Raw genomic sequence first — 26,854 nt, forward strand, 5'->3', positions numbered from 1 at the left:
GATATCATTCGTGAATTAGCTCACAGAACATAAGAATAAACTATTTCATTACTCCGCTTATGTTGAATAATTTATTCTTAACCCGTCGTTGTGAGGATCGTTATGCAACAGGATGCGCACAAGCGTGCATTAATTGCAGGCTCCATTGGTAACTTCATCGAGTGGTATGAATTTGCGGTGTACGGTTTTCTGGCAACCGTTATTGCGAAAAATTTCTTCCAGCTTGAAGGGGAAGCGGGACTGACGAGCCTGATCCTCACCTGGGCCTCGTTCGCCATCGCCTTCTTCTTCCGCCCACTGGGGGCGGTGGTGTTTGGCCGCACTGGCGACCGGATCGGCCGTAAACCGACGCTGATTATCGTGCTGGTGCTGATGACGCTCGCCACCGCCGCCATCGGTATTGTGCCGGTCTACGCCAGCATCGGGATTGCCGCGCCGCTGATCGTTACGCTGCTGCGTATTCTGCAAGGTCTGTTCGCGGGCGGTGAGTATGGCGGTGCGGTTTCGTTGATGACGGAATTCGCTCCGCGCGGCAAGCGCGGCCTTTACGGCGCATGGCAATCCTTCACCGTAGCGCTCGGGCTGTTAGCGGGCGCAGGCATTGTCGCTTTGCTTTCCGCCCTCCTCACACCCGAAGCCCTGCACGACTGGGGCTGGCGGATCCCGTTCTTCCTGGCGCTGCCGATGGGTGCGGTCGCGCTATGGCTGCGGGTGAGCATGGAAGAGACGCCAAGCTTCGTGCAGCAGCAGGAAAAACCGGTTATTGCACGGGCCAGCACCGCCGCCACCTTCCAAACCATCCTGATGGGTATTGGTCGCGTTATGGTCTGGTCTGCGGCGGGGTATACCTATCTGGTGATTATGCCGACCTATCTGCAATCGGCGCTGCACACCGGGTTTAACCAGGCGCTGCTGATTGCGGTGATTTCTAATGTTGGCTTTGCGCTCACCATCATTCCGTCGGGAATGCTCAGCGACAAAATCGGGCGGCGTACGGTAATGGTTATCGCCACGGTGCTGCTGCTGATCCTCGCCCTGCCGCTGCTGAAAATACTGCAGGCGGAGTCCAGCACGCTGGCGGTCAAAGCGATTGTGGTGTTGATTGCGGGAGGTCTGGTGGGAATGCTGGCAGGCCCGGGGCCGGCAATGCTGTCTGAAATGTTCCCGACGCGCGTGCGCTATACCGGGCTGGGGCTGGCCTATTCCCTGTCGAACGCGATCTTCTCGGGCTGTGCGGGGCTAATTATTACCGGGCTGATTAAAGAGACGGGGAATCTGGATATTCCGGCGTATTACGTAATGGCAACGGCGGTGGTGAGCATTTTCGCGCTGATGACGTTGAGGAAGGATGACCATTTGCGGTCGCTGGAGGAGTGAGGTTATCACCGTCTGGTGCCCTCACTCCGGCCCTCTCCCACAGGGAGAGGGAGAAGGGCTGTTTATGCTCCGCGCTGGCGCACCGCTTCAAACAGGCAGATGCCCGTCGCAACGGAAACGTTCAGGGACGACACGCTGCCCGCCATCGGGATGCTGATTAGCTCGTCGCAGTGCTCGCGCGTCAGACGGCGCATACCTTCGCCTTCAGCACCCATCACCAGCGCCAGACGGCCGGTCATTTTGCTCTGATACAGGGTGTGATCCGCTTCACCGGCGGTGCCGACGATCCAGATGTTCTCTTCCTGCAACAGACGCATGGTGCGCGCCAGGTTGGTGACGCGGATCAGCGGCACGTTTTCCGCCGCGCCGCAGGCTACTTTTTTAGCGGTCGCATTCAGCTGTGCGGAGCGATCTTTCGGCACAATCACCGCATGCACCCCTGCCGCATCCGCGCTACGCAGGCACGCGCCAAGGTTATGGGGATCGGTTACGCCATCGAGGATCAGGAAGAACGGGTTCTCCAGCCCGGCGATCAGATCCGGCAGATCGTTTTCCTGATACTGACGACCCGGCTTCACGCGCGCGATGATGCCCTGGTGCACCGCGCCTTCGCTTTTCTCATCCAGATACTGGCGGTTCGCCAGCTGGATCACCACGCCCTGCGCTTCCAGCGCGTGGATCAGCGGCATCAGACGCTTATCTTCACGCCCTTTCAGAATAAATACTTCCTGAAAACGCTCTGGTGCGCGCTCCAGCAGGGCCTGCACCGCGTGGATGCCGTAAATCATTTCACTCATTGATGGTTCTCGTAATAAATATTTCCCCTCTCCCCTGGGGGAGAGGGTCAGGTTGAGGGGAGGATTTACTCCGCCTGCTGTTTCTTCGCCGCGCGCTTCGCTTTGGTCGCGGCCGCTATTTTTTGGGTCTTAGTCGACGGTTTTTTCGCTTTACGGGCATCTTTCTTCGCCGCCTTTGGCTTCTGCTTCTTCTCGCCACGGAAGGCGCTGTCCGGCTCAAAGTTCACGCGCTTACCCGCCTGACGGCGCTTGCCGCCCGCTTTGCCGTTGCCGCCTTTCTTCGCCTTTTCGCGCTCGGTTTTGCCGACGTTACGCGGCGCACGCTCGCTGGAGATGAGGCTGAAGTCGATTTTACGGTCGTCCATATTGACGGCTTCGACCTTCACTTCCACACGATCGCCCAGACGGTAGGTCTGGCCGCCAGATTCGCCGATCAGGCGCTGGCCAACCTGGTCAAAGCGGTAGTAATCATTATCAAGGCTGGAAACGTGCACCAGGCCGTCGATAAACAGCTCATCCAGACGCACGAAGAAACCAAAGCCGGTGACGCTGGCAATCACGCCCTTAAAGACGTTACCTACCTGATCCAGCATAAAGTCACACTTCAGCCAGTCCGCCACGTCGCGCGTGGCTTCATCGGCACGGCGCTCGGTCATGGAACAGTGCTGGCCCAGCTGCAGCATCTCTTCCACGGAGTAGTGATACCCCCCGGTTTCGGTCGTGTTGCCTTTGTGGCCCTGCTCATGCGCCAGCAGATACTTGATCGCACGGTGCAGCGACAGATCCGGATAACGGCGGATCGGCGAGGTAAAGTGCGCGTAAGACTGTAGCGCCAGACCAAAGTGACCGCGGTTTTCCGGATCGTAAATCGCCTGCTTCATGGAGCGCAACAGCATGGTTTGCAGCATTTCCGCGTCAGGACGATCGCTGATGGACTCCAGCAGCTCGGCGTAATCGCGTGGCTCAGGCTTATTACCGCCCGGCAGTTCCAGACCGAGCTCGGCCAGTACGGAGCGGAACGAGGTAACGGCTTCCGTGGTCGGCTTATCGTGAATACGGAACAGCGCAGGCTCTTTGGCTTTCTCAACGAAACGTGCCGCCGAGATGTTCGCCAGGATCATACACTCTTCAATCAGCTTGTGGGCATCGTTACGCTGGGTCTGTTCGATACGCTCGATGCGACGCTCGGCATTGAAGATAAACTTCGCCTCTTCGCTCTCAAACGAGATCCCACCGCGCTCTTCGCGCGCCTGATCCAGCGTTTTGTAGAGGTTATGCAGCTCTTCAATATGTTTGACCAGCGGCGCGTACTGTTCGCGCAGGTCACGGTCGCCCTGCAGCATATGCCAGACCTTGGTGTAGGTCAGGCGCGCATGGGAACTCATGACCGCTTCGTAGAACTTGTATCCGGTCAGGCGTCCCTTGCTGGAGATGGTCATTTCACAAACCATACACAGGCGATCAACCTGCGGGTTCAGGGAACACAGACCGTTGGAAAGCACTTCCGGCAGCATCGGCACAACCTGAGACGGGAAGTAAACCGACGTGCCGCGGCTGCGCGCTTCGTTATCCAGCGGCGTATGCGGGCGAACGTAGTAGCTCACGTCAGCGATGGCCACCCACAGGCGCCAGCCGCCACCGCGTTTTTTCTCGCAGTACACGGCGTCATCAAAGTCGCGGGCGTCTTCACCATCAATGGTGACCAGCGGCAGATCGCGTAAATCCACGCGGCCTGCTTTGGACTCTTCCGGCACTTCTTCACGCAGGTTTTCGATCTGGTCTTCCACCGCTTTCGGCCAGACGTACGGAATTTCATGGGTGCGCAGCGCCATATCAACGGCCATGCCGGTGCCCATGTTATCGCCCAGCACTTCGACGATTTTACCTACCGCTTTGGTACGCCGTGTCGGGCGCTGGGTAAGTTCAACCACCACCACAAAGCCCATACGCGCGCCCATCACCTCTTCAGGCGGGATCAGGATGTCGAAGCTCAGACGGCTGTCGTCCGGCACCACAAAGCCTACGCCCGCATCGGTAAAGTAGCGGCCCACAATCTGGCTGGTTTTCGGCACCAGCACGCGGACCACGCGCGCTTCACGGCGGCCCTTACGGTCTGCACCCAGCGGCTGCGCCAGGATCTGGTCGCCGTGGATACACATTTTCATCTGTTCGGATGAGAGGTACAGATCGTCCTTACGGCCTTCCACACGCAGGAAGCCAAAGCCATCGCGGTGACCAATAACGGTGCCTTTCAGCAGGTCGAGGCGTTCCGGCAGCGCGTAGCACTGGCGACGGGTAAAGACCAGCTGCCCGTCGCGCTCCATGGCGCGCAGGCGGCGGCGAAGGGCTTCAATTTGCTCTTCACCTTCAATGTTTAATTCAGCGGCAAGTTCTTCACGATTGGCGGGTTTTTCGCGTTTTGTTAAGTGTTCAATGATGAACTCGCGGCTGGGGATAGGATTCGCGTATTTTTCTGCTTCGCGTTCCTGGAAAGGATCTTGTGACATGTCGGTTCCTCCGTTGTCAGCTCCGGTGGAAATTTTCTTCATTCCACCAGCAATAATTTATAAAGCGGTTGATTCTCTTCAACCAAATCGGCCAGCGTGTAGTTATCCAGTTCCTTGAGAAAACTTTGCACGGCCTTTGAAAGCGCCTGTTTCAGGCGACAGGCGGGCGTAATATGGCAGAACTCGCTGCTACAGTTCACCAGAGATAGCGGCTCCAGCTCACGTACCACATCGCCGATACGAATACTCTGTGCCGGTTTACCGAGACGGATCCCTCCATTCTTCCCGCGGACGGCAGCAACGTATCCGGCACGACTAAGTTGATTGATTATTTTGACCATATGATTACGGGATACACCGTACACCTCTGTGACTTCAGAGATACTGGTCATCTTCCCATCGGGTAACGACGCCATGTAAATCAGCGCGCGTAAGCCGTAATCGGTGAAACTTGTTAACTGCACATCAACCTCAGGAAAAAGGGAAAACGCGGTTAAACCGCAGAGATATTCATTAATGATGATAAACCAGCCAGATAGGTAGCGGCTAATTTATTTGAACTGAAAGGGGGAAGGAGAACGAAAAAGCCGGATGCGCGTTGCATATCCGGCCTGAGACAGTTTTTTCAGGCCCGGCAAGCGCAGCGCCGCCGGGCGAAACCATCATTATGCGTCAAACGGGTCGCGCAGGATCATCGTTTCAGTACGATCCGGGCCGGTGGAAATAATATCGATCGGCACTTCGGTCAGTTCTTCAATACGCTTAATGTAATCCAGCGCGGCTTTTGGCAGGCCACTACGCTCTTTCACGCCGAAGGTGGTCTCAGACCAACCCGGCATGGTTTCGTAGATTGGCTCGATGCCTTCCCAGTCGTCAGCAGCCAGCGGAGTGGTGGTCACTTCACGGCCATCCGGCATACGGTAGCCTACGCAGATTTTCACTTCTTTCAGGCCGTCCAGCACGTCCAGCTTGGTCAGGCAGAAGCCAGACAGAGAGTTGATCTGCACTGCGCGACGCACGGCAACGGCGTCCAGCCAGCCGGTACGACGACGACGACCGGTGGTCGCGCCAAATTCGTTACCCTGCTTGCACAGGAACTCGCCGGTTTCATCAAACAGCTCGGTCGGGAATGGACCTGCACCCACGCGAGTGGAGTAAGCTTTGATGATACCCAGAACGTAATCCACATAACGTGGGCCCAGGCCAGAGCCGGTTGCCACGCCACCGGCGGTGGTGTTAGAGGAGGTTACGTACGGATAGGTACCGTGGTCGATGTCCAGCAGCGTACCCTGCGCACCTTCAAACATGACGAAATCGCCACGCTTGCGCGCCTGGTCCAGCAGATCGGACACATCAACAACCATACCGGTCAGAATGTCTGCGATCGCCATGACGTCATCCAGCACTTTCTGGTAGTCAACAGCGTCAGCTTTGTAGAAGTTCACCAGCTGGAAGTTGTGATATTCCATCACTTCTTTCAGTTTTTCAGCGAAGGTGGCTTTGTCGAACAGATCGCCCACGCGCAGACCGCGGCGTGCAACTTTATCTTCGTAAGCCGGACCGATACCGCGACCGGTGGTGCCGATAGCTTTCGCGCCACGCGCCTTTTCACGCGCAACGTCCAGCGCCACGTGATAATCCAGGATCAGCGGGCAGGCTTCGGAGAGCAGCAGACGCTCACGAACAGGGATACCACGGTCTTCCAGACCTTTCATCTCTTTCATCAGCGCAGCTGGAGACAGCACAACGCCGTTACCGATGATGCTGGTGACGTTTTCGCGAAGAATGCCTGATGGAATAAGATGGAGGACGGTTTTTTCACCGTTGATTACGAGAGTATGGCCTGCGTTGTGACCGCCCTGGTAGCGTACAACATATTTAGCCCGTTCAGTCAGAAGATCGACAATCTTCCCTTTACCTTCGTCACCCCATTGGGTGCCCAGTACGACGACGTTGTTACCCATTTTTTTCAAAATCACCGTTTGCTTAAAAATGGATTCTACCATCGCTTTTTCAGATATACAGCACTTTTTGACCCTAAAATATGCCAGTTACGGTTAGTTTTTGATCAGCCAATCGTTTTCCTCAACATGTAGTAGATAACGATACCGGCAACCACAAGACCGCCGCCGAAACGACGCAAAATATTGTCCGGCAGCTGGCTCATTGTTGCGATCATTCGACGCCACGCGCGGGGATAAAGCATCGGGCCGAGACCTTCCAGCACCAGAACCAAGGCCAGAGCGAGCCAGATCGTTGAATTCATTTTTCATCCTTATAAAAGAAAACCACCGCTCCTGACGAAGCGGTGGTTTGAATACTCAAACGAGACTGAGTTTATCGCGTTGCGTTGGATGGCGTCTTCATATAACGGAAGAAATCGCTGTCCGGGCTGAGCACCATCACATCCTGGTTGCTCTTGAAGCTATTCTCATAAGCTCGCAGGCTACGGATAAAGGCGTAGAAGTCAGGATCCTGGCTGAAAGCATCAGCAAACAGTTTCGCCGCTTCGGCATCACCTTCACCGCGCAGGATACGGCCCTGACGCTCAGATTCCGCCAGCGTCTTGGTCACTTCATAGTCCGCTGCCGCGCGCAGTTTTTCCGCTTCTTCCTGACCCTGTGAACGGTGACGACGGGCTACTGCCTCACGCTCAGCGCGCATACGGTTGTAGATAGCCTCAGACACTTCCGCCGGCAGGTTGATCTGCTTGATACGCACGTCGACCACTTCAATACCCAGCGCCGCCATACTGTTCGGGTTGATCACCGGCACTTTACCGTTGGTTTCAGCCTGAACGCGTTCAGCCGCTTTAGCAATCGCATCATCCGCTGCTGGCGTTTCCACTTCGTCTTCCGTGCCCGCGGTACCGGAGTTCAGCGCATCGCGCACTTCCAGCGTCAGTCGGCCACGGGAGTCGGTCACAATGTCTTTCACATCCAGACGACCAATCTCGGAACGCAGACGGTCAGAGAACTTACGTTTCAGCAGAACTTCCGCCTGAGAAACGTCGCCGCCGCCTGTTGCCAGGAAGTAGCGGCTGAAATCGCTGATACGCCATTTAATATAGGAATCAACGATCAGGTCTTTCTTCTCTTTAGTCACAAAACGGTCGGCCTGGTTATCCATGGTCTGGATACGCGCGTCGAGCGTTTTAACAGACTGAATGAAAGGCACCTTGAAGTGCAGGCCCGGCTCGTAAATCACCGGACGCTTGTCGCCGTCACGCACGACGCTGCTGAACTGGAACTTGATCCCACGCTCGCCCTCTTTCACCACAAAGATCGAGGTATAAAGCACGACAAGTACGATGACGACGATCGCAATAACTGACTTACGCATCCTTATTCCCCCTGACGCTGGTAGTCGTTACGCTGCGCGTTAGCACGGCGTTGGTCCATAATGTCACCATCGTTCGAAGAAGGCGTTGTGTTCGCGCTGGCGCTGCCAGACGAGGCTGGCGGCAGACGCAGCAGGTTGTTCGCACCGCTGTTATCTTTCGCGGCTGGCGCAGAACCGCCTTTCAGCATCTGATCCAGCGGCAGAACCATCAGGTTTCCGCCCTTGCTGTCGTTAACCAGCACTTTGCGGGTATGGCTCAGCACTTTTTCCATGGTCTCGATATAGAGACGCTCGCGAGTGATTTCCGGAGCCGCTTTATATTCCGGCAGGATACGCGCGAAGCGAGCCACTTCACCCTGCGCTTCCAGGATGGTCTGGGTCTTATACGCACGCGCCTCTTCCAGAATACGCTGCGCCTGACCGTTAGCACGCGGCTGAACTTCGTTGGTGTACGCTTCCGCTTCACGGATGTACTGCTGTTCGTTTTCACGCGCAGCAATCGCATCGTCAAACGCGGCCTTCACCTCTTCCGGCGGACGAGCAGCCTGGAAGTTGACGTCCAGCAGGGTGATACCCATGTTGTACGGACGGATGGTCTCTTCCAGCTCGCGCTGGGTATCGCTACGAATAACGGTACGACCTTCGGTCAGGATACGGTCCATGGTGTATTTACCGATCACGCCACGCAGGGCACTGTCGGTCGCCTGACGCAGGCTGTCATCCGCACTGGTCACGCTAAACAGATAACGCTCAGGATCCGTCACGCGGTACTGCACGTTCATCTCAACGCGCACCACGTTTTCGTCAGACGTCAGCATCACGCCGGAGGCCGCCAGTTCGCGAACGGACTCCACGTTCACCGCGGTCACGTTGTCAATGAAGGTCGGCTTCCAGTTCAGGCCCGGCTCAACCAGATGGCTGAACTTACCAAAACGGGTTACCACGCCGCGCTCTGCTTCTTTAATGGTGTAGAACCCGCTGGCTGCCCAGATGATTACCACCGCAGCGGCCACAATGCCGACTACGCGGCCACCCATAGGCGGGCGCGAACTCTGAGTGGAATTGCCACCCGAGCCAGAACCTTTTCCTCCGCCGAGGCCACCAAGCTTTTTGCTTAGCTTGCGGAAGATATCATCCAGATCCGGTGGCCCCTGCTCGCGACCACCTTTGTTGCCATTTCCCCCAGAGTTGCCGCCTTGATTATTGCTGCTTCCCCACGGGTCGCGGTCTTGTCCGTTATTACCGGGCTGATTCCACGCCATGTATATGCTCCATATTTGTTATGCAAGGGCGAATTATTCAGGCTTCCCCTTTCTGATCAGACGATATAGTCCGCCAGCGCAGGTTCTTGTTTACAGAGGCGACGCCAGTCAACGATCGGCATACGCACCTGCATCCCCACGCTGCCGTCATCCTCCATCCACTCTTTTTCTATCGCCTGAAGCTGATAAAACCGGCTGCGCAGCCTGCCTTCCTGTGGCGGCAGTCGCAGCGTGTGCTGAGCTACCTCACCGGAAAGACGTTCTGTCAAAGCCTGGAAAAGCAGTGGCACACCAATCCCGGACTGCGCAGACAGCCAGACCCGAATTGGTTTGTTCTCTTCATCTCGGTCGATACGCGGTTCGAAATCGTCCAGCATATCGATCTTGTTCATTACCAACAGCGTGGGAATGTCGTGGGCGTCGATCTCTTCGAGCACCACATTCACCGCGTCGATGTTTTCCTGCACGCGTACGTCTGCTGCATCAATCACGTGCAGCAGCAGGGTTGCCTGACGCGTCTCCTGCAACGTCGCTTTAAACGCCGCGACGAGATCGTGCGGCAGATGGCGGATAAACCCTACGGTATCCGCCAGCACCGTTTCACCGACGTCAGCTACGTCAATCCGGCGCAGCGTGGGGTCCAGGGTCGCAAACAGCTGGTCTGCGGCATAAACCCGGGCCTCGGTTATCTGGTTAAACAGGGTAGATTTACCGGCGTTGGTATAGCCCACCAGCGACACCGTCGGGATGTCCGCTTTGGTTCGCGCACGACGCCCCTGCTCGCGCTGTTTCTCTACACGTTCCAGACGTGAAAGGATCTGGGTAATACGGCCACGCAGCAAACGGCGGTCGGTTTCGAGCTGGGTTTCACCCGGGCCGCGCAAACCAATCCCGCCTTTTTGTCTTTCAAGGTGTGTCCAGCCACGCACCAGACGCGTCGCCAGATGGCGCAGCTGCGCCAGCTCAACCTGCAGTTTACCCTCGTGGGTACGCGCACGCTGAGCAAAAATATCTAAGATCAATCCCGTGCGATCGATAACACGGCATTCGCAGAGAGCTTCCAGGTTACGTTCCTGAGCCGGAGACAGCGCATGATCAAACAGCACAACGGATGCGCCGGTTGCTTTTACGGCATCCGCAATTTCTACTGCTTTACCTTCACCAACAAAATACTTCGGGTGCGGCGCTTTACGGCTACCGGTAATCACCTGCATTGCTTCGACACCGGCGGAAGAGACCAGAGATTCAAACTCCTGGAGGTCTTCCATATCTTTGTCTTGCGAAAAATAGATGTGTACCAGCACCGCCTGCTCACCGGCGTCATAACGGTCAAACAAGCGTAAACCTCTCTAAAAAGATCAGCGGGGAACGCAGGATCCCTGGCTCCCCGTGTGGATAACAGTACGAAACCTTATTCGGTCTCGTCGCTGTCCTGCGCAGGAGAAGAAGAACCCTGCGCGTTGCTGCCATGATGGTAGTTACTACCAGTGCCGCCGCCAGCGTTATTGCTGTGATGAGATACCGGACGGGACGGAACAACAGTAGAAATAGCGTGCTTATAGACCATCTGACTGACCGTGTTTTTCAACAGGATCACGAACTGATCGAAAGACTCAATCTGACCTTGCAGCTTAATACCATTCACCAAATAAATAGAAACTGGAACACGTTCCCGACGCAATGCGTTCAGGAACGGATCTTGTAAAGATTGCCCCTTAGCCATTCTATCTTTTCCTTATATGCTTGTTTTGTACTTAGAACCTTGCGATTCTGAAAAATTGCGCACGATACGCCTCAATTGTACACATTCAGTGAGCGATATCACCAATAACCTCAATCACTTCGTTTAACGCCTGTTGCGGTTTTTCGCTGTCTAACCAGTGAACTCCCTCCCAACCGCGCAACCAGGTGATCTGGCGCTTCGCTAACTGTCTCGTGGCGCAAACACCTCTATAAACCATTTCATCGTATGAAATCTCGCCTTCAAGATACGACCACATCTGGCGGTATCCCACACAACGAACGGAAGGCATGTCCGTATGCAAATCTCCACGGGCAAAAAGCGCCCGCACTTCTGCTTCAAAATCTGAAGCCAACATCTGATGAAAACGCTGCTCAATTCGTTGATGGAGCAGTTCACGGCTCGCCGGGGCGATGGCGAACTGATGCACCTGATACGGCAGAGCGTCTCCTGACGTTTGCGTCAGTTCCGTTAAAGTTTTACCCGAAATGAAAAAAACTTCCAGTGCCCGGGAAAGCCTTTGCGGATCGTTTGGATGGATCCGCGCTGCGGCAACCGGGTCAATCTCTTCCAGTTGCTTGTGCAAAACGTCCCAACCCTGCTCTGCCGCCTGCTGCTCAATCTTTGCCCTCACTTCAGGATCTGCCGATGGCAGAGGCGATAACCCCTCCAGCAGCGCCTTAAAGTAGAGCATGGTTCCGCCAACCAACAGCGGTATACGTCCCGCGGCGGTAATCTCGGCCATCTCGGCTAACGCATCGCGGCGAAAATCTGCCGCGGAATAAGCCTGCGCCGGGTCGAGAATATCCAGCAAACGGTGCGGTGCCGCACGCAGTTCCTCTGCGCCGGGCTTCGCCGTGCCGATGTCCATCCCTCGGTAAATGAGGGCAGAATCGACGCTAATCAACTCTACTGGCAAAACTTTACGTAGCTCAATGGCTAACGCCGTTTTGCCGGAGGCCGTTGGGCCCATTAAAAAAATTGCCTTTGGCAGGCTCGCCTTACTTACGTCATTCATGTTTCAGGGCGGTCATCGCCTTTTGTAAATCAACAGGTTGTAACAAACCCCCTGGCGGCGCTTTCACCAGCTGCGGGCAGAGACGTTCCACCTCCGCCAGCACGGTAATCGCCTGCGCCATACTCCACGGCGAATGTTCGCTGGCCAGACGGCGGGCGATCCACTGCGCGGTATCGGCGGCATCAAACGTCGTTTGCTGCGCCAGGTAGCCTATCAGTTCAGGAATCAAGTTTTGTAAATTTTGTTGGCGTAAGGGTAAAGGCACTGCGCGAATTGTCACATGCTGCGCGTCCAGTACGATTTCGATGCCCATTTCGGCCAGCTGCGCCTGTACCTGCTGCAAAACCCTTGTTTCTTCCGGGGATATTTTCAGGCGAACGGGGATCAGCAGCGGCTGCGCGCAGGCAGCATTCACGCCGGGCGTTAGCTGCGCCTGCTTGAGCCAGCGCTCCGCTACGGTAAGGGCCAGCAACATCAGCTTACCCTCGCGTTCAAGCAGGGCCACGTCAGGCGCGACGATGGTCAGCACCCGGCCAAAGCTCTGGCTATGCCCATCCAGAGAGGGTGTTGAAACCGTGATGTGCTCTTTATGCTCTACCGACGGCGTATCCAGCAGTTTGCGGTACAGCGCTCCCTGCTGCTTTTGATAGCCCGGCTGGGCGTTGGGATAGTTCGCCCCGGTCGGTCGTGGAGCGTTGCCCGTCGGGGCTAAGCGCGGCGCAGACGGCTCGCGCACCGCCGCCGGTTCGGCAAAGTGATTCCGTCCGGCCGCCACGCGGTTTTCCGGAAGCGGACGCGGCTCGGGTTGTTCCTTTGCCAGCGGCAGCTCTTGCGTGGCCTGCTGCTGCAATACAGCGGCCACGCCCTGATAGATAAAATCATGCACCAGACGCGACTGGTGGAAACGCACCTCATGCTTGGCTGGATGCACGTTAACGTCAACCTGATGCGGGTCAATTTCCAGATAGAGCACAAAGGCGGGCTGCTGATCGGCGCCGAGCTTATCCTCGCAGGCCTGCCGAATAGCGTGGTTTATCAGGCGGTCACGCATCATGCGGCCGTTAACGTAGCAATACTGGATCTCAGCAAATGCGGCGCTGCTCGCGTTCGGATCGGCAACCCAGCCGCGCAGGGCCAGATCGCCATGCTGCCACTCAATAGCCAGCGCTTTTTCCAGAAACGGCGTGCCGCAGATGGCCCCCAGCCGACGCTCCTTTTGCCCGCCTTCCGCCACCGCGCGATACTGGCGCATCACCTTGCCGTTATGGCTGAGGTTAATGGTGACGTCAAAACGCGCCAGCGCGATGCGGCGGATGATCTCGTCGATATGTCCGAATTCAGTCTTTTCGGTTCGCATAAACTTGCGGCGAGCGGGCGTGTTGTAGAAGAGATCCAGCACCTCCAGCGTGGTGCCTACCGGATGCGCCGCAGGCTTGACCGTGACGTCCATATCGCGCCCTTCGGCGTAGGCCTGCCAGGCTTCCTGCTGTTCCGCCGTGCGGGAAGTAAGGGTCAGGCGGGAAACGGAGCTGATACTGGCCAGCGCTTCGCCGCGAAACCCCAGGCTGATAATCGCTTCCAGATCGTCCAGCGAGGCAATTTTGCTGGTGGCATGACGCGCCAGCGCCAGCGCCAGCTCGTCTTTTTTAATGCCGCAGCCGTTGTCGCGAATGCGGATGAGCTTTGCGCCCCCGCGTTCAATATCGATATCAATGCGGGTTGCCCCCGCATCGAGGCTGTTTTCCACCAGCTCTTTCACTACCGACGCAGGGCGTTCCACCACCTCACCGGCGGCGATTTGGTTCGCGAGCTGCGGCGGTAGAACCTGAATCGGCATGAATTCTCCTTAATTAGTCGCGGTCATCTCACCCGGCAGCGCTGCACTGGCCGTCTGGGCTGCACCGCCCTGTGGTGCAGACTGAAGCGGATGCGCCTCAAAGTATTTACGCAGGCCGTTATAAATCGCTTCGGCAATTTGCTGCTGATAGCTGTCGCTTCCCAGTAGACGCTCTTCACCGTGATTGCTGATAAAGCCGGTCTCTACCAGAATCGACGGAATATCCGGCGAGCGCAGCACGCCGAGGCTCGCATGCTCCGGACGACGCTTGTGCAGCGATCCAACGCTTTGCAGCTGATTGAGTACGTTAGTGGCGACATCATACCCGACGCGCTGAGAATGACCGAACTGTAAATCCAGCACTGCCTGGCTGAGATACGGATCGGCCTGGCTGTTTGCCAGCACATCGCCTGCCCCGCCTAACAGTTCCGACTGCTTCTCATGCTCTTCAAGCCAGTTGGCCATTTCGCTGTTGGCGCGACGGTTGGACAGCACCCACACGGACGCACCGGTGGCGCTACGGTTCGGCGCAGCGTCCGCATGAATCGAGACCAGGAAGTTAGCGTTCTGTTTGCGCGCCACGTCCGAGCGTCCCATCACGGAGATAAAGTAGTCCCCGTCGCGGGTTAACACGCCTTTAAACATCGGATCGTCATTCAGAAGCGCCCGCAGCTTGCGGGCAATGGCAATGGTGACATTTTTCTCACGCGTGCCGCCCGGGCCAATCGCGCCGGGATCTTGCCCGCCGTGTCCGGCGTCAATGGCGATAATCACCTTATCGCCGCTAGCTGGCGTACGTCGCGCGCTGGCCGCCGGACGCGTCACCGTGTTGCTGCTGGTCACGGCGGTAAGACGGTCATTTTGTGATTTAAACGGATTACGGGCAGGCTCAGACGGTCGTGAGGTATACACCGGTGCCTCTACGCGCTTTGCCACAACGGGTGCAGGCGGTGGCGGTGGCGGTGGCGGCACGTCGGCATTGATGGTGAAGACCACCGTATAATTCGCGCCGTTTTGCTGCTTAACCGCCTTCGTTTTGCCTTTTTCGGTGAGGTCAACCACCAGGCGCAGAGACTGGGCATCCTTCGGAGTACCCGAACGGATGCTTTTCACCAGATTATTACCGCTGAACTGTAGCGGCAGCCCCTGGATCACCCCGGACTGTTTAATATCGAGCGCCACGCTGCGGCTGTCGATTTGTGAAAAAGCATATTCAGGATCGCCCATAAAGCTGAACGTAATGCGGGCCTGGCTATCGCCATTCGACACCTGAATATCCGAGAGGCTTGCCGCCCCGGCCTGCGCGCACAGCAGTACCGTGGCAGCCAACACCCAACTTTTAACGCGATTAATCATCCCGTTATCCCTACGCTCAACCGGCTAAACGCGCCAGTAAGGAACAGCCTGATGAGGAAACCGCACTGATGCGCGCCTCACGCCCTTGTGCCTGGTAATCTAAGTGAATTTCGACATCCGGGTCAGGCAGCACACCCGCACCTTGTTGCGGCCACTCCACCAGGCAGATGGCGTCGTTGGCAAAGTAATCGCGGATCCCCATAAATTCCAGCTCCTCCGGATCCGCAAGACGATATAAATCAAAGTGGTACACCATGATATTTTCAAGCGTGTACGGTTCTACCAGCGTGTAGGTCGGGCTTTTTACGTTCCCGTTATGGCCTAACGCCTGCAAAAAACCGCGGCTGAAGGTTGTTTTACCCGCGCCTAAATCGCCATACAGATAAATGACGGTCGCCCCCTGACAGGCCTGCGCCACGCGCTTGCCGAGATCTAAAGTGGCTTGTTCATCAGGTAAAGGAATCGCTCGATTAGTCATTTTCTACGTCAATCACATCCGGGTTAACAACACGCCGCAGCGTGCAAAAAAGATCGGTGGCCAGCATACCGCGCGTGCCATAACGGGCAGCCAGCCCGTCAGCCGCCGCACCGTGGGCCACGCAGCCAGCACAGGCTGCATCATAAAGGGGAAGTTTCTGTCCGAGCAATGCGCCAATGATGCCGGAGAGCACATCGCCCATGCCGCCGCTCGCCATGCCTGCATTACCGGCATCAATAATGCCCACGGCGTCATCGCTGGCGATGACGGTTCCCGCCCCTTTCAAAACGGCAACACCTCCGTAACGTTTTACCAGACGTTGGGCAGAAAGTAAGCGATCGCTTTCAATTTCTGCCACGCTACAGTTAAGCAGCCGCGCGGCTTCGCCGGGGTGTGGCGTCAGAATGCGATTGTGACGCTTATCCGGATTTATTGCCAGAAGGTTAAGCGCGTCGGCGTCCCACAGCATCGGTTTACGAAAGTTCTCGACTTTTTGCAGGGCCTGTTTACCCCAGCTTTGTTGCCCGAGCCCGGGGCCAATTACCACCACATCCGCCCATTCGAGGCTCTCCTCCAGCGACTGCGGGGTAAGCTCGTGGACCATCAGTTCCGGACGCGCGGTAACGATCGGCGCAATGTTTTCGCTGCGGGTGAGCACGCGCACTAAACCGGCACCGCTGCGCAGGGCCGCTTCTCCGGCCATGCGAATCGCGCCTGCGGTACCGCTATCGCCACCAATTATCACCAGCCGGCCATGGTCGCCCTTATGGGACGTGGGCCGGCGCGGCGGCAGCCACCGTGCAAGCTGAGAGGCATCAAAGCGGGAAAGCTGGGTTTCCTGCCCCGCCAGCCAGTTTTCCAGCCCCAGCGCGTTGTGGTGCAGGATACCCACCACGTCCCGCGCCTTGCCGGTAAGCAGGCCCGGCTTCAGGGCGATAAAGGTCACGGTATGCGCGGCCTCGATCGCCGCTCCCGGCGTCGCGCCGGTTTGCGCCATCAGGCCGGAGGGAATATCCAGCGCAATCGCCGGAGCGGGATGCGCGTTGGCGCGCGCAATCAGGGCGGCGACGTTATCGCGAGGGGCGCGCATCAGTCCCGTTCCCAGCAGCCCGTCAACAATCACGTCCACGTCATCGGGCCAGGCGATATCAGGCGCGTGAATAACGCCCCCGGCGTTCAGCCAGGCTTCTCTCGCCGTACCGGCTTCTTCCGGCAGCGGTTTATCACTCTCCAGCGCCAGCAGGGTGACGCGCAGCCCCGCCGCCACCGCCAGACGAGCCACGACATAGCCGTCGCCACCGTTATTGCCGTGCCCGCACAATATCAGGTAATGCGAAGCATCCGGGTAGGCCATGCGCGCAACGTTGAACGCCGCCTCGCCCGCGCGCTGCATCAGTTCATAAAGGGTGATGCCCAGGCTGTCTGCGGCCTCTTTTTCGGCGCGTCGGAGGTCATCCGCATGCCAGATGGAATGTGGTATACTTGCGGGGTTTTTCTTCACAGTATGGTCCGTCATGTCACAGCCCCTCGATCTCAATGAATTAGCGCAAAAAATAAAACAGTGGGGTGCTGAACTGGGCTTCCAGAAGGTCGGTATCACCGACACCGATCTCTCTGCCAGCGAGCCTAAGCTACAGGCATGGCTGGATAAACAATATCACGGCGAAATGGAGTGGATGGCGCGTCACGGCATGATGCGTGCCCGCCCTCACGAGCTTTTGCCGGGTACGTTACGCGTCATTAGCGTACGCATGAACTATCTTCCCGCCAGTGCGGCCTTTGCGCGTACGCTAAAAAATCCCTCTCTGGGCTACGTCAGCCGTTACGCTCTGGGGCGTGATTACCATAAGCTTCTGCGCAACCGCCTAAAAAAGCTCGGGGAAACCATTCAGCAGCACTGTGTTTCGCTGAATTTTAGACCCTTTGTTGATTCTGCGCCTATTCTGGAACGTCCAATTGCTGAAAAAGCCGGGCTTGGCTGGACAGGTAAGCACTCACTTATCTTAAGCCGCGACGCGGGCTCGTTCTTTTTCCTGGGCGAGCTGCTGATTGATTTACCGCTGCCGGTAGACGGCCCGGTGGAAGAAGGCTGTGGGCGCTGCGTGGCCTGTATGACCATCTGCCCAACGGGCGCTATCGTTGAGCCGTATACCGTTGATGCGCGTCGCTGTATCTCCTACCTCACGATCGAACTGGAAGGGGCTATTCCGGAGGAATTCCGCCCGCTTATCGGCAACCGCATCTACGGCTGTGATGACTGCCAGCTGATCTGTCCGTGGAACCGCTATTCACAGCTGACGGACGAAGAAGATTTTAGCCCGCGCAAGGCGTTACATGCTCCGCCGTTAATCGAGCTGTTTGCCTGGACCGAAGCCTGGTTCCTGAAAGTGACGGAAGGTTCCGCCATTCGTCGTATCGGCCATCTGCGCTGGCTGCGAAATGTGGCCGTCGCGCTGGGCAATGCCCCGTGGGATGAAGCGAATATTCAGGCGCTCGAAAGCCGAAGAGGTGAGCACCCACTTCTCGATGAACACATAGAATGGGCGATTGCGCAGCAAATCGAGAAGCGAAATGCCTGCGTGGTCGAGGTGCAGTTACCGAAAAAACAGCGTCTGGTCAGGGTCATTGAAAAAGGGCTTCCGCGGGATGCGTGATATATTCACAGCCTGTGAATAAAAATAAGAACGCAGGCGCCATCAGGCTTAGCAAACAGGTCAAGTGATCTCAATAACATTTTGACATGAAATTTTATTAATATAATTCATGCGGTTAGGAGAATTTCATTCACCCTGCTAACTTTTTGAACGGTTCTGGTTAAGCGACTTTTCTGTGGATAACTCTGTTTACAAGAGTATTTCAGATACAACGAAAGATGTCCCCAACGACGAAACTCGCTGTGGATGATTTTGATAAGAAGTAAAAATTTGGAGCGGGAAACGAGACTCGAACTCGCGACCCCGACCTTGGCAAGGTCGTGCTCTACCAACTGAGCTATTCCCGCTTGGGTGTTCTGAAGCTGTGCGTATCTTGCGATACTTTCAAATTTTGGAGCGGGAAACGAGACTCGAACTCGCGACCCCGACCTTGGCAAGGTCGTGCTCTACCAACTGAGCTATTCCCGCTTGGGTGTTCTGGTGCTGGCGTATCTTGCGATACTTTTCAAATTTTGGAGCGGGAAACGAGACTCGAACTCGCGACCCCGACCTTGGCAAGGTCGTGCTCTACCAACTGAGCTATTCCCGCAAATCTGTACTGCTTTTGTTGCTGTCGTAACGTGTAATTCTCTGTCGTTACGGGAGGCGCATTATACGAGAAATCCGTTTAGCTGCAACCCCCCTCAAAGCGATTTTTTCGAAATTAAGTTCAAGTGCTTATTTAATCGGCAAGCTGAACAATTTAACGACAAAAACCCGGCCGCGCAAGGCGCCGGATCGCAAAATCACAGCTTAATAAAGTTTTCGCGGTAGTACGCCAGCTCCGCCACAGACTCGCGGATGTCGTCCATTGCCTGGTGCGTCCCCTGCTTTTTGAAGCCGTCGAGAATTTCCGGTTTCCAGCGGCGGGCCAGCTCTTTCAGGGTGCTCACGTCCAGATAGCGGTAGTGGAAGTAGGACTCCAGCTCCGGCATGTACTTAAACAGGAAACGACGATCCTGGCCAATGCTGTTGCCGCAGATAGGCGATTTTCCTGCGGGCACCCACTGCTTAAGAAATTCAAGCGTCGCCAGCTCCGCTTCGCGGTCGCCCATGGTGCTGGCCTTCACGCGCTCCACCAGCCCGCTGCCGGTATGGGTACGCACGTTCCACTCATCCATCAGCGCAAGCTGGTCATCAGACTGATGCACCGCAATCGTTGGGCCTTCCGCCAGAATATTGAGGTTAGCATCGGTGACCAGCGTGGCGATCTCAATAATGCGATCGCGCTCGGGATCCAGCCCGGTCATCTCCAGATCGATCCAAATCAGGTTATTTTCGTCCGCGCTCATGTTATTTTCCACCCTTCTCGCATAACCGGCAGTAGCAGGTTAACTAGTATTAATTAGAGTGTATCATAGAGGTTTTGCCCGCTACGGGCGACCAGGAGCCAGCGCGATTGAGTAAAAATAAACTCTCCAAAGGGCAGCAGCGCCGCGTGAACGCCAATCACCAGCGCCGTCTTAAAACCACTACGGAGAAGCCCGATTACGACGACAACCTGTTTGGCGAAGCGACAGAAGGCGTTGTGATTAGCCGCTTCGGTATGCACGCCGATGTCGAATCCGCCGACGGGAACATCCACCGCTGCAATATCCGTCGCACCATCCGTTCACTGGTTACCGGTGACCGCGTGGTCTGGCGTCCAGGCAAAGCGGCAGCGGAAGGGGTAACGGTTAAAGGCATTGTTGAGGCCGTACATGAACGCACGTCGGTCCTTACCCGCCCCGATTTCTATGACGGCGTGAAGCCTATTGCCGCCAATATCAACCAGATTGTGATCGTTTCGGCGATTTTGCCCGAGCTTTCGTTCAATATTATCGACCGTTACCTGGTGGCCTGCGAAACCTTGCAGGTTGAGCCGCTTATCGTCCTGAATAAAATCGATCTGCTGGATGACGAGGCCATGGCCTTTGTGAATGAGCAGATGGATATCTACCGCCATATCGGTTATCGCGTACTGATGGTTTCCAGCCGCACCAAAGATGGCCTGAAGCCGCTGGAAGATGCGCTGACGGACCGCATCAGCATCTTTGCAGGGCAATCCGGCGTAGGTAAATCGAGCCTGCTTAACAACCTGCTTGGCCTGCAGCAGGAGATCCTCACTAACGATGTGTCGGACGTCTCCGGCCTAGGCCAGCACACGACCACCGCCTCACGCCTCTACCACTTCCCGCACGGCGGCGACGTGATTGACTCTCCGGGCGTGCGTGAGTTTGGTCTCTGGCATCTTGAGCCGGAACAAATCTTCAACGGATTTGTCGAATTCCATGACTATTTAGGCGCTTGCAAATATCGCGACTGTAAACATGACAACGATCCGGGCTGCGCAATTCGCGAAGCGGTAGAGAACGGTGAAATTGCGGAAACCCGTTTCGAAAATTACCACCGTATTCTCGAAAGCATGGACCAGGTAAAAACGCGTAAAAACTTTTCTGATTCTGATAACTGACAACTAAGCTAAGCGTCGCTAAAATCGTCCCCTTTTTTCAGGTTCCGGCGGCGTGCTGCCGGATCAGGAACGACAAAACAATGGCCTGGAGGCTACCTTGTTAAACTCATTTAAACTTTCGCTTCAATACATTCTGCCGAAACTGTGGCTCACTCGCCTGGCGGGCTGGGGCGCGAGCAAACGAGCGGGCTGGCTGACCAAACTGGTCATCGATCTGTTTGTGAAATACTACAAGGTCGACATGAAGGAAGCGCAGAAGCCGGATACGGCCAGCTACCGCACGTTTAACGAATTTTTCGTGCGCCCACTGCGCGACGAAGTGCGCCCGCTGAATACCGACCCTAACGTGCTGGTCATGCCTGCGGATGGGGTGATCAGCCAGCTTGGTAAAATTGAAGACGACAAAATTTTGCAGGCGAAAGGCCATAACTACAGCCTCGAAGCGCTGCTGGCCGGGAACTACCTGATGGCGGACCTGTTCCGCAACGGTACGTTCGCCACCACCTATCTCTCCCCGCGCGACTACCACCGCGTTCATATGCCGTGTAACGGTATCCTGCGCGAAATGATCTACGTGCCGGGCGATCTGTTCTCCGTAAACCACCTGACGGCGCAAAACGTCCCTAACCTGTTTGCCCGTAACGAGCGCGTCATCTGCCTGTTCGATACTGAATTTGGCCCAATGGCGCAGATTCTGGTGGGTGCGACCATTGTAGGCAGCATCGAAACCGTCTGGGCTGGCACCATCACCCCGCCGCGCGAAGGCGTGATCAAGCGCTGGACGTGGCCTGCCGGTGAAGAAGAAGGCTCCGTTGCCCTGCTGAAAGGCCAGGAGATGGGCCGCTTCAAGCTGGGCTCAACGGTGATTAACCTGTTCGCACCGGGCAAAGTTAACCTGGTTGATGAGCTTAAGAGCCTGTCAGTGACCAAACTCGGCCAGCCTCTGGCAATCTCTACCGAAACCTTCGTGACGCCGGATGCAGAGCCTGCGCCACTGTCTGAAGAAGAGATCAAAGCCGAACACGACGCCAGCCCGCTGGTTGACGACAAAAAAGACGAAGGCTAACAACAGAAGGATCGCTGACGTGCGCCCGATTATCGTATTACTGATGGCCTGGTGCCTCAGCATGGGGGCGTACGCAGCGACGGCCCCCGACGCCAAACAGATAGCCCAGGAGCTGGAGCAGGCAAAGGCGGCGAAACCCGCTCAGCCGGAGGCCGTTGAGTCGCTCCAGTCTGCACTGAACGCGCTTGAGGAGCGGAAAGGCTCCCTCGAGCGCGCGCAGCAGTATCAGCAGGTTATCGACAATTTCCCTAAACTCTCACAGACCCTGCGTTCGCAGTTAACTAACCTGCGCGATGAGCCACGCGAAGTCCCGGCAGGCATGACCTCCGAGGCGCTGAACCAGGAGATCCTCCAGGTCAGCAGCCAGCTTCTGGAAAAAAGCCGCCAGGCGCAGCAGGAGCAGGAGCGGGCGCGTGAAATTGCCGACTCGCTCAGCCAGCTTCCGCAGCAGCAGACCGATGCCCGCCGTCAGCTGAACGAGGTGGAACGCCGTCTCGGAGCGCAGACAGGCAGCACGCCGCAAAACCAGGCGCAAAATCTTGGCCTACAGGCGGAATCCGCCAGACTCAAAGCGCTGGTCGATGAGCTTGAGCTGGCGCAGCTTTCCGCTAATAACCGCCAGGAGCTGTCGCGTATGCGCTCCGAGCTGGCGCAAAAGCAGAGCGAGCAGCTTGACGCGTATCTCCAGGCCCTGAGAAATCACCTCAACAGCCAGCGTCAGCGTGAAGCTGAACGTGCGCTGGAGAGCACCGAGCTGCTGGCCGAAAACAGCGCAAACCTGCCCGCCGGCATTGTCGATCAGTTTAAGGTTAACCGCGAGCTTTCCGCCGCGCTGAATCAGCAGGCGCAGCGTATGGATTTGGTCGCCTCGCAGCAGCGTCAGGCCACTAATCAGACGCTCCAGGTTCGTCAGGCACTCAACACGCTGCGCGAGCAGTCCCAGTGGCTTGGCGCGTCGAACCTGCTGGGCGAGGCGTTACGCGCCCAGGTTGCTCGCCTGCCGGAGATGCCGAAACCGCAGCAGCTTGATACCGAAATGGCGCAGCTGCGCGTTCAGCGCCTGCACTATGAAGATCTTCTCAACAAGCAGCCGCAAATCCGCCAGATCCGTCAGGCCGACGGAAAGCCGCTCACCGGCGAGCAGAGCCGTATTCTGGAAGCGCAGCTGCGCACCCAGCGTGAGCTGCTGAACTCTCTGCTACAGGGTGGCGATACGCTGATCCTGGAGCTGACAAAGCTGAAAGTTTCCAATAGCCAGCTGGAGGACGCGCTGAAAGAGGTGAACGAGGCGACGCACCGTTATCTCTTCTGGACGTCTGACGTGCGGCCGATGACCTTCGCCTGGCCGATTGAAATCGTGCAGGATCTGCGCCGCCTCATTTCGCTCGACACCTTTAGCCAGCTGGGCCTCGCCAGCGTGATGATGATTACCAGCAAGGAGACCATCTTCCCGCTGCTGGGGGCATTGATTCTGGTGGGCTTCAGCATATATTCCCGTCGCCATTTTACCCGTTTCCTTGAGCGCTCCAGCGCCCGGGTGGGGAAAGTGACCCAGGACCACTTCTGGCTGACGCTGCGCACGGTGTTCTGGTCGATTCTTGTCGCGTCTCCGCTGCCGGTGCTATGGATGACGCTCGGATACGGCCTGCGTGAAGCCTGGCCTTACCCGCTCGCCGTCGCGATTGGTGATGGCGTGACCGCCACCGTGCCGCTGCTGTGGGTCGTGATGATTTGCGCCACGTTCGCGCGGCCAAACGGTCTGTTTATCGCCCACTTTGGCTGGCCGCGAAACCGCGTTGCGCGGGCGATGCGCTACTACCTGATGAGTATCGGGCTGATTGTGCCGCTGATTATGGCGCTGATCATGTTCGATAACCTTAATGACCGGGAGTTCTCCGGATCGCTGGGGCGCCTGTGCTTCATGCTGATCTGCGGGGCGCTAGCGGTGGTGACGCTCAGCCTGAAGCGCGCCGGGATCCCGCTCTATCTCGATAAGTCCGGCACTGGCGATAACATGTTTAACCGTCTGCTGTGGAACCTGCTGCTCGGCGCGCCGCTGGCGGCGATGCTGGCGGCGGCCGTCGGTTACCTTGCCACGGCGCAGGCGCTGCTCGCCCGTCTGGAAACGTCGGTTGCGATCTGGTTCCTGCTGCTGGTGGTGTACCACGTTATCCGCCGCGGCATGCTGATCCAGCGGCGTCGGCTGGCCTTTGACCGTGCCAAACACCGTCGTGCGGAAATCCTGGCCCAGCGCGCGCGCGGCGAAGAAGAGCCGAACCACGTTAACAGTACCGAGGGGGCGACGGACGCAGATGAAGTCGAACTGGATCTGGATGCCATCAGCACCCAGTCCCTGCGGCTGGTGCGCTCCATTCTCATGCTGGTCGCCCTGCTGTCGGTTATCTTCCTGTGGTCGGAAATCCACTCCGCGTTTGGCTTCCTGGAGAACATCTCTTTATGGGATGTAACCTCTACGGTGCAGGGAGTGGAAAGCCTTGAGCCAATCACCTTAGGCGCCGTGTTGATTGCGATTCTGGTGCTGATCATCACCACGCAGCTGATACGTAACTTCCCGGCCCTGCTGGAGCTGGCGCTGTTGCAACATCTGGATTTAACCCCCGGCACGGGCTATGCGATCACCACCATCACCAAATACTTAATCATGCTGTTTGGTGGGCTGGTTGGCTTCTCGATGATTGGGATCGAATGGTCAAAGCTGCAATGGCTGGTCGCCGCCCTGACCGTAGGCCTCGGCTTCGGTTTGCAGGAGATCTTTGCCAACTTCGTCTCCGGCCTGATCATTCTGTTTGAAAAGCCGATTCGCATTGGCGATACGGTGACTATTCGCGATTTAACCGGCAGCGTCACCAAGATCAACACCCGCGCCACCACCATCAGCGACTGGGACCGGAAAGAGATCATCGTGCCGAACAAGGCGTTCATCACCGAGCAGTTTATCAACTGGTCGCTGTCTGACTCCGTTACGCGCGTGGTGCTGACCGTACCGGCACCATCGGATGCCAACAGCGAAGAGGTAACCCAGATCCTCTATACCGCTGCGGAACGCTGTTCTCTGGTGATCGACAACCCGCCACCGGAAGTCTTCCTGGTGGATTTGCAGCAGGGGATCCAGATTTTCGAGCTGCGTATCTACGCCGCGGAGATGGGGCACCGTATGCCGCTGCGCCATGAGATCCACCAGCTGATCCTGGCAGGCTTCCGCGAGCACGGTATTGATATGCCGTTCCCGCCGTTCCAGATGCGTCTGGAAACGCTGGATGGACGCAAAACGGGACGAACGTTAACGTCTGCGGCGCGTTCGCGCCCGGCCGGCAGTCTGTAATCTTTTCCCCCTCCCCGTCGGGAGGGGGTTTTAGCCTACTGCGCGACGTCTGCTACGCAGGCCGTCGGGCGACGGCGGTAATTCTCATAAATCCCCATTGCCAGCAGCGAGAAGAAGATCGGACCGCCGACCATCCACAGCGCGCTGCTCCAGTCACCGGCCTCTGCCACTGGCTGAATAACGGTAAAGATGTTGGCAAACGCCACGACAAGCACCACAACGGTAGTCGCCAGCAGCGTTGCCGTGCGGGTTTTGAAGATCACAAACGGTCGCTCCAGCCCCTGCTTCGCCTTGAAGAAGGGAAACGCCAGCGTCAGGAACAGGTACGGAAGCGTCATCGACACGTTCGCCATCAGGGTTAGCTTGTTGTAGAACGCCGACGCGGTATCCCCGCCAAACGACACCAGCAAAATAAACACGCACACCAGCAGGCACTGCATCCACATGGCGTTTGCGGGCATACCGGCAGTATTTAGCTGCGTTATACGATCAGGCCACAGCGCCTTTGGCGTACCCTGGACGATCGCCTTCAGCGGGGAGTAGATCAGCGTAAAGAACGCGCCGGTATAGGCAAGGAACATCGACAAGCCGGTGATACGCGCAAACCAGATCCCCAGGGTGTCCGAGACTTCCGGCGTCAGGTTCATGGCGTTACCCAGCGTCATCCCCAGGCTTTTCATCAGCACGTAGGTGATGTTGCCGAGGTTGGTGGTGTTGTTGCTCAACACCTGCTGCCAGCTGGTGCTGACGCCCCAGAGGAAAATCGCCAGCGAGTAGCCAATGGAAATGACGATGGCGGCAAAGATAATGCCTCTGGCGAAGTTCTTTTCCGGGTTCTCTGTTTTGTCGACCAGCCCGCCTACGGCTTCAATCCCCCCGTAAGCGAAGATGGCAAATACCACGAAGGAGAGCATGGCCAGCCCGGACTGATAGCCCGGATTAGGTGATGAAACGAAATTCACCTCCTGCGCGAAATGCCCCCCGTTCAGGCACAGGATGGCGATGCTGGCCAGCAGCAGCACCAGGTTCAGACACATCACTGAAATCCCGCCCACCGCGGTGATACGGGCAATTTTGTTGATGCCTTTCGAGGCGACCAGCGTAACTACCACCATCCAGCACACCGCCAGAATACCGACCACCTGCGTGGAGCTCAGCCCCGCCAGAGACCAGACCTGGGTTTTATCCGCACCGAAGAGAAATGTGGAGAACGGCACCCAGACCTTAGCCGCCGTGCTGACCATCCAGACGACGTAGGATGAAAACCACATGAACGTACCGATAAACGCGTAACGGGGGCCGACGCTGTTGTTCATCCACGAATAAATGCCGCCCTCCTCTTTTCGGTAAGCCGAGCCCATCTCCGCCATCATCAGCGCAAACGGGATAAAGAAGAACAGGGCAGAAACGATATAAAACGGCGTCGCGCTGTAGCCCATCAGATAGAAAGCCGACGGGCTGTTGGCAAAGCCAAACACTGAGGTAAAAATCATCAGGATGAGCCCGGTAAGGGTCATCTTTTTAAGCGAGTGGGACATATAGCCATCCGGTAAGGAAGTAAACTGCGCGGATGGTAGCAGATGAC

General features: G+C 56.9%; 21 protein-coding genes and 3 tRNA genes. 5 read left to right on the forward strand and 19 right to left on the reverse strand.

The features are described 5' to 3' along the window. Positions 1 to 102: 102 nt before the first annotated feature. Positions 103 to 1,377 carry an MFS transporter gene (locus MOQ06_RS15625; protein WP_242173888.1) on the forward strand — a complete coding sequence of 425 codons (1,275 nt, stop codon included), beginning with the start codon at positions 103 to 105 and terminating at the stop codon, positions 1,375 to 1,377. A gap of 62 nt (positions 1,378 to 1,439) precedes the next feature. Here the strand turns inward: MOQ06_RS15625 and rlmB are convergent, their stop codons facing one another. The 14 genes from rlmB to nnr all read right to left on the reverse strand — a co-directional run bounded on the left by rlmB (position 1,440) and on the right by nnr (position 17,231). Then, a complete protein-coding gene (rlmB, locus tag MOQ06_RS15630) occupies positions 1,440 to 2,174 on the reverse strand; it encodes a 23S rRNA (guanosine(2251)-2'-O)-methyltransferase RlmB (protein ID WP_148421866.1) in 735 nt (244 codons plus the stop codon). Positions 2,175 to 2,239: 65 nt separating this feature from the next. Then, the gene (gene rnr, locus MOQ06_RS15635; RefSeq protein WP_148421865.1) at positions 2,240 to 4,681 is read right to left on the reverse strand and encodes a ribonuclease R; all 2,442 of its coding nucleotides are present in this window, start codon (positions 4,679 to 4,681) and stop codon (positions 2,240 to 2,242) included. A gap of 38 nt (positions 4,682 to 4,719) precedes the next feature. Further along, complete coding sequence (nsrR, locus tag MOQ06_RS15640; protein WP_014882230.1) at positions 4,720 to 5,145, reverse strand: nitric oxide-sensing transcriptional repressor NsrR; 426 nt, start codon at positions 5,143 to 5,145, stop codon at positions 4,720 to 4,722. 201 nt (positions 5,146 to 5,346) lie between these two features. Continuing rightward, positions 5,347 to 6,645 (reverse strand): adenylosuccinate synthase, encoded by a 1,299-nt coding sequence (locus tag MOQ06_RS15645; protein ID WP_032628076.1) that lies wholly within the window; start codon positions 6,643 to 6,645, stop codon positions 5,347 to 5,349. Positions 6,646 to 6,749: 104 nt separating this feature from the next. After that, positions 6,750 to 6,947: a DUF2065 domain-containing protein gene (locus tag MOQ06_RS15650; RefSeq protein WP_003855996.1), complete on the reverse strand. Its 198-nt coding sequence runs from the start codon at positions 6,945 to 6,947 to the stop codon at positions 6,750 to 6,752. A 71-nt stretch (positions 6,948 to 7,018) separates the two neighbouring features. Then, entirely contained in the window at positions 7,019 to 8,023 is a 1,005-nt protein-coding gene (hflC, locus tag MOQ06_RS15655) for a protease modulator HflC (RefSeq protein ID WP_148421863.1), read from the reverse strand. Between the two features lie 2 nt (positions 8,024 to 8,025). Then, the gene (hflK, locus tag MOQ06_RS15660; protein WP_176608899.1) at positions 8,026 to 9,285 is read right to left on the reverse strand and encodes an FtsH protease activity modulator HflK; all 1,260 of its coding nucleotides are present in this window, start codon (positions 9,283 to 9,285) and stop codon (positions 8,026 to 8,028) included. A 56-nt stretch (positions 9,286 to 9,341) separates the two neighbouring features. Further along, positions 9,342 to 10,622, reverse strand: coding sequence for a ribosome rescue GTPase HflX (hflX, locus tag MOQ06_RS15665; protein ID WP_148421859.1), 1,281 nt, complete (start codon positions 10,620 to 10,622; stop codon positions 9,342 to 9,344). Positions 10,623 to 10,696: 74 nt separating this feature from the next. Further along, a complete protein-coding gene (hfq, locus tag MOQ06_RS15670; protein ID WP_148421858.1) occupies positions 10,697 to 11,008 on the reverse strand; it encodes an RNA chaperone Hfq in 312 nt (103 codons plus the stop codon). Positions 11,009 to 11,093: 85 nt separating this feature from the next. After that, complete coding sequence (gene miaA / locus MOQ06_RS15675) at positions 11,094 to 12,044, reverse strand: tRNA (adenosine(37)-N6)-dimethylallyltransferase MiaA (RefSeq protein ID WP_148421857.1); 951 nt, start codon at positions 12,042 to 12,044, stop codon at positions 11,094 to 11,096. After that, complete coding sequence (gene mutL, locus MOQ06_RS15680) at positions 12,037 to 13,881, reverse strand: DNA mismatch repair endonuclease MutL (protein ID WP_242173890.1); 1,845 nt, start codon at positions 13,879 to 13,881, stop codon at positions 12,037 to 12,039. The genes miaA and mutL overlap by 8 nt, the downstream gene beginning before the upstream one ends. 9 nt (positions 13,882 to 13,890) lie before the next feature. Then, positions 13,891 to 15,237, reverse strand: a complete 1,347-nt coding sequence (gene amiB / locus MOQ06_RS15685) for an N-acetylmuramoyl-L-alanine amidase AmiB (protein WP_242173892.1) — start codon at positions 15,235 to 15,237, stop codon at positions 13,891 to 13,893. A gap of 16 nt (positions 15,238 to 15,253) precedes the next feature. Further along, entirely contained in the window at positions 15,254 to 15,715 is a 462-nt protein-coding gene (gene tsaE / locus MOQ06_RS15690) for a tRNA (adenosine(37)-N6)-threonylcarbamoyltransferase complex ATPase subunit type 1 TsaE (protein WP_003855970.1), read from the reverse strand. Continuing rightward, positions 15,708 to 17,231, reverse strand: coding sequence for a bifunctional ADP-dependent NAD(P)H-hydrate dehydratase/NAD(P)H-hydrate epimerase (gene nnr / locus MOQ06_RS15695; protein WP_176608902.1), 1,524 nt, complete (start codon positions 17,229 to 17,231; stop codon positions 15,708 to 15,710). The genes tsaE and nnr overlap by 8 nt, the downstream gene beginning before the upstream one ends. On the opposite strand from nnr, the gene queG reads away from it, so the two are divergent. Continuing rightward, the gene (queG, locus tag MOQ06_RS15700) at positions 17,230 to 18,369 is read left to right on the forward strand and encodes a tRNA epoxyqueuosine(34) reductase QueG (protein WP_148421849.1); all 1,140 of its coding nucleotides are present in this window, start codon (positions 17,230 to 17,232) and stop codon (positions 18,367 to 18,369) included. The two genes, nnr and queG, sit on opposite strands and share 2 nt — an antisense overlap. A 271-nt stretch (positions 18,370 to 18,640) precedes the next feature. Here the strand turns inward: queG and MOQ06_RS15705 are convergent. The 4 genes from MOQ06_RS15705 to orn all read right to left on the reverse strand — a co-directional run bounded on the left by MOQ06_RS15705 (position 18,641) and on the right by orn (position 19,700). Further along, positions 18,641 to 18,716: transfer RNA gene (locus MOQ06_RS15705), tRNA-Gly, on the reverse strand. A gap of 45 nt (positions 18,717 to 18,761) precedes the next feature. Continuing rightward, positions 18,762 to 18,837 (reverse strand) — tRNA-Gly (locus MOQ06_RS15710). A 45-nt stretch (positions 18,838 to 18,882) separates the two neighbouring features. Beyond that, positions 18,883 to 18,958 (reverse strand) — tRNA-Gly (locus MOQ06_RS15715). Between the two features lie 196 nt (positions 18,959 to 19,154). Next, positions 19,155 to 19,700 (reverse strand): oligoribonuclease, encoded by a 546-nt coding sequence (gene orn / locus MOQ06_RS15720; protein WP_013095280.1) that lies wholly within the window; start codon positions 19,698 to 19,700, stop codon positions 19,155 to 19,157. A gap of 107 nt (positions 19,701 to 19,807) precedes the next feature. Between orn and rsgA the strand changes: the two genes are divergently transcribed. The 3 genes from rsgA to mscM all read left to right on the forward strand — a co-directional run bounded on the left by rsgA (position 19,808) and on the right by mscM (position 25,269). Beyond that, positions 19,808 to 20,860: a small ribosomal subunit biogenesis GTPase RsgA gene (gene rsgA / locus MOQ06_RS15725; RefSeq protein ID WP_242173897.1), complete on the forward strand. Its 1,053-nt coding sequence runs from the start codon at positions 19,808 to 19,810 to the stop codon at positions 20,858 to 20,860. 97 nt (positions 20,861 to 20,957) lie between these two features. Beyond that, a complete protein-coding gene (gene asd / locus MOQ06_RS15730) occupies positions 20,958 to 21,926 on the forward strand; it encodes an archaetidylserine decarboxylase (protein WP_148421846.1) in 969 nt (322 codons plus the stop codon). Between the two features lie 19 nt (positions 21,927 to 21,945). Then, entirely contained in the window at positions 21,946 to 25,269 is a 3,324-nt protein-coding gene (gene mscM, locus MOQ06_RS15735; RefSeq protein WP_176608905.1) for a miniconductance mechanosensitive channel MscM, read from the forward strand. Positions 25,270 to 25,304: 35 nt separating this feature from the next. On the opposite strand, the gene yjeM is transcribed toward mscM, so the two are convergent. Next, positions 25,305 to 26,807: a glutamate/gamma-aminobutyrate family transporter YjeM gene (gene yjeM / locus MOQ06_RS15740; RefSeq protein WP_242173899.1), complete on the reverse strand. Its 1,503-nt coding sequence runs from the start codon at positions 26,805 to 26,807 to the stop codon at positions 25,305 to 25,307. Positions 26,808 to 26,854: the final 47 nt, after the last annotated feature.

This window comes from Enterobacter sp. I4, from assembly GCF_022669095.1.
In the GTDB taxonomy this organism is placed as follows: Bacteria; Pseudomonadota; Gammaproteobacteria; order Enterobacterales; family Enterobacteriaceae; genus Enterobacter; species Enterobacter pasteurii.

Bases quoted from the DNA above. Each gene is read 5' to 3' on its own strand.
- MOQ06_RS15625 (WP_242173888.1), top strand. From the start codon at position 103: ATGCAACAGGATGCGCACAAGCGTGCATTAATTGCAGGCTCCATTGGT.
- rlmB (WP_148421866.1), bottom strand. From the start codon at position 2,174: ATGAGTGAAATGATTTACGGCATCCACGCGGTGCAGGCCCTGCTGGAG.
- rnr (WP_148421865.1), bottom strand. From the start codon at position 4,681: ATGTCACAAGATCCTTTCCAGGAACGCGAAGCAGAAAAATACGCGAAT.
- MOQ06_RS15645 (WP_032628076.1), bottom strand. From the start codon at position 6,645: ATGGGTAACAACGTCGTCGTACTGGGCACCCAATGGGGTGACGAAGGT.
- MOQ06_RS15650 (WP_003855996.1), bottom strand. From the start codon at position 6,947: ATGAATTCAACGATCTGGCTCGCTCTGGCCTTGGTTCTGGTGCTGGAA.
- hflC (WP_148421863.1), bottom strand. From the start codon at position 8,023: ATGCGTAAGTCAGTTATTGCGATCGTCGTCATCGTACTTGTCGTGCTT.
- hflK (WP_176608899.1), bottom strand. From the start codon at position 9,285: ATGGCGTGGAATCAGCCCGGTAATAACGGACAAGACCGCGACCCGTGG.
- hfq (WP_148421858.1), bottom strand. From the start codon at position 11,008: ATGGCTAAGGGGCAATCTTTACAAGATCCGTTCCTGAACGCATTGCGT.
- miaA (WP_148421857.1), bottom strand. From the start codon at position 12,044: ATGAATGACGTAAGTAAGGCGAGCCTGCCAAAGGCAATTTTTTTAATG.
- mutL (WP_242173890.1), bottom strand. From the start codon at position 13,881: ATGCCGATTCAGGTTCTACCGCCGCAGCTCGCGAACCAAATCGCCGCC.
- amiB (WP_242173892.1), bottom strand. From the start codon at position 15,237: ATGATTAATCGCGTTAAAAGTTGGGTGTTGGCTGCCACGGTACTGCTG.
- tsaE (WP_003855970.1), bottom strand. From the start codon at position 15,715: ATGACTAATCGAGCGATTCCTTTACCTGATGAACAAGCCACTTTAGAT.
- queG (WP_148421849.1), top strand. From the start codon at position 17,230: ATGTCACAGCCCCTCGATCTCAATGAATTAGCGCAAAAAATAAAACAG.
- nnr (WP_176608902.1), bottom strand. From the start codon at position 17,231: ATGACGGACCATACTGTGAAGAAAAACCCCGCAAGTATACCACATTCC.
- orn (WP_013095280.1), bottom strand. From the start codon at position 19,700: ATGAGCGCGGACGAAAATAACCTGATTTGGATCGATCTGGAGATGACC.
- yjeM (WP_242173899.1), bottom strand. From the start codon at position 26,807: ATGTCCCACTCGCTTAAAAAGATGACCCTTACCGGGCTCATCCTGATG.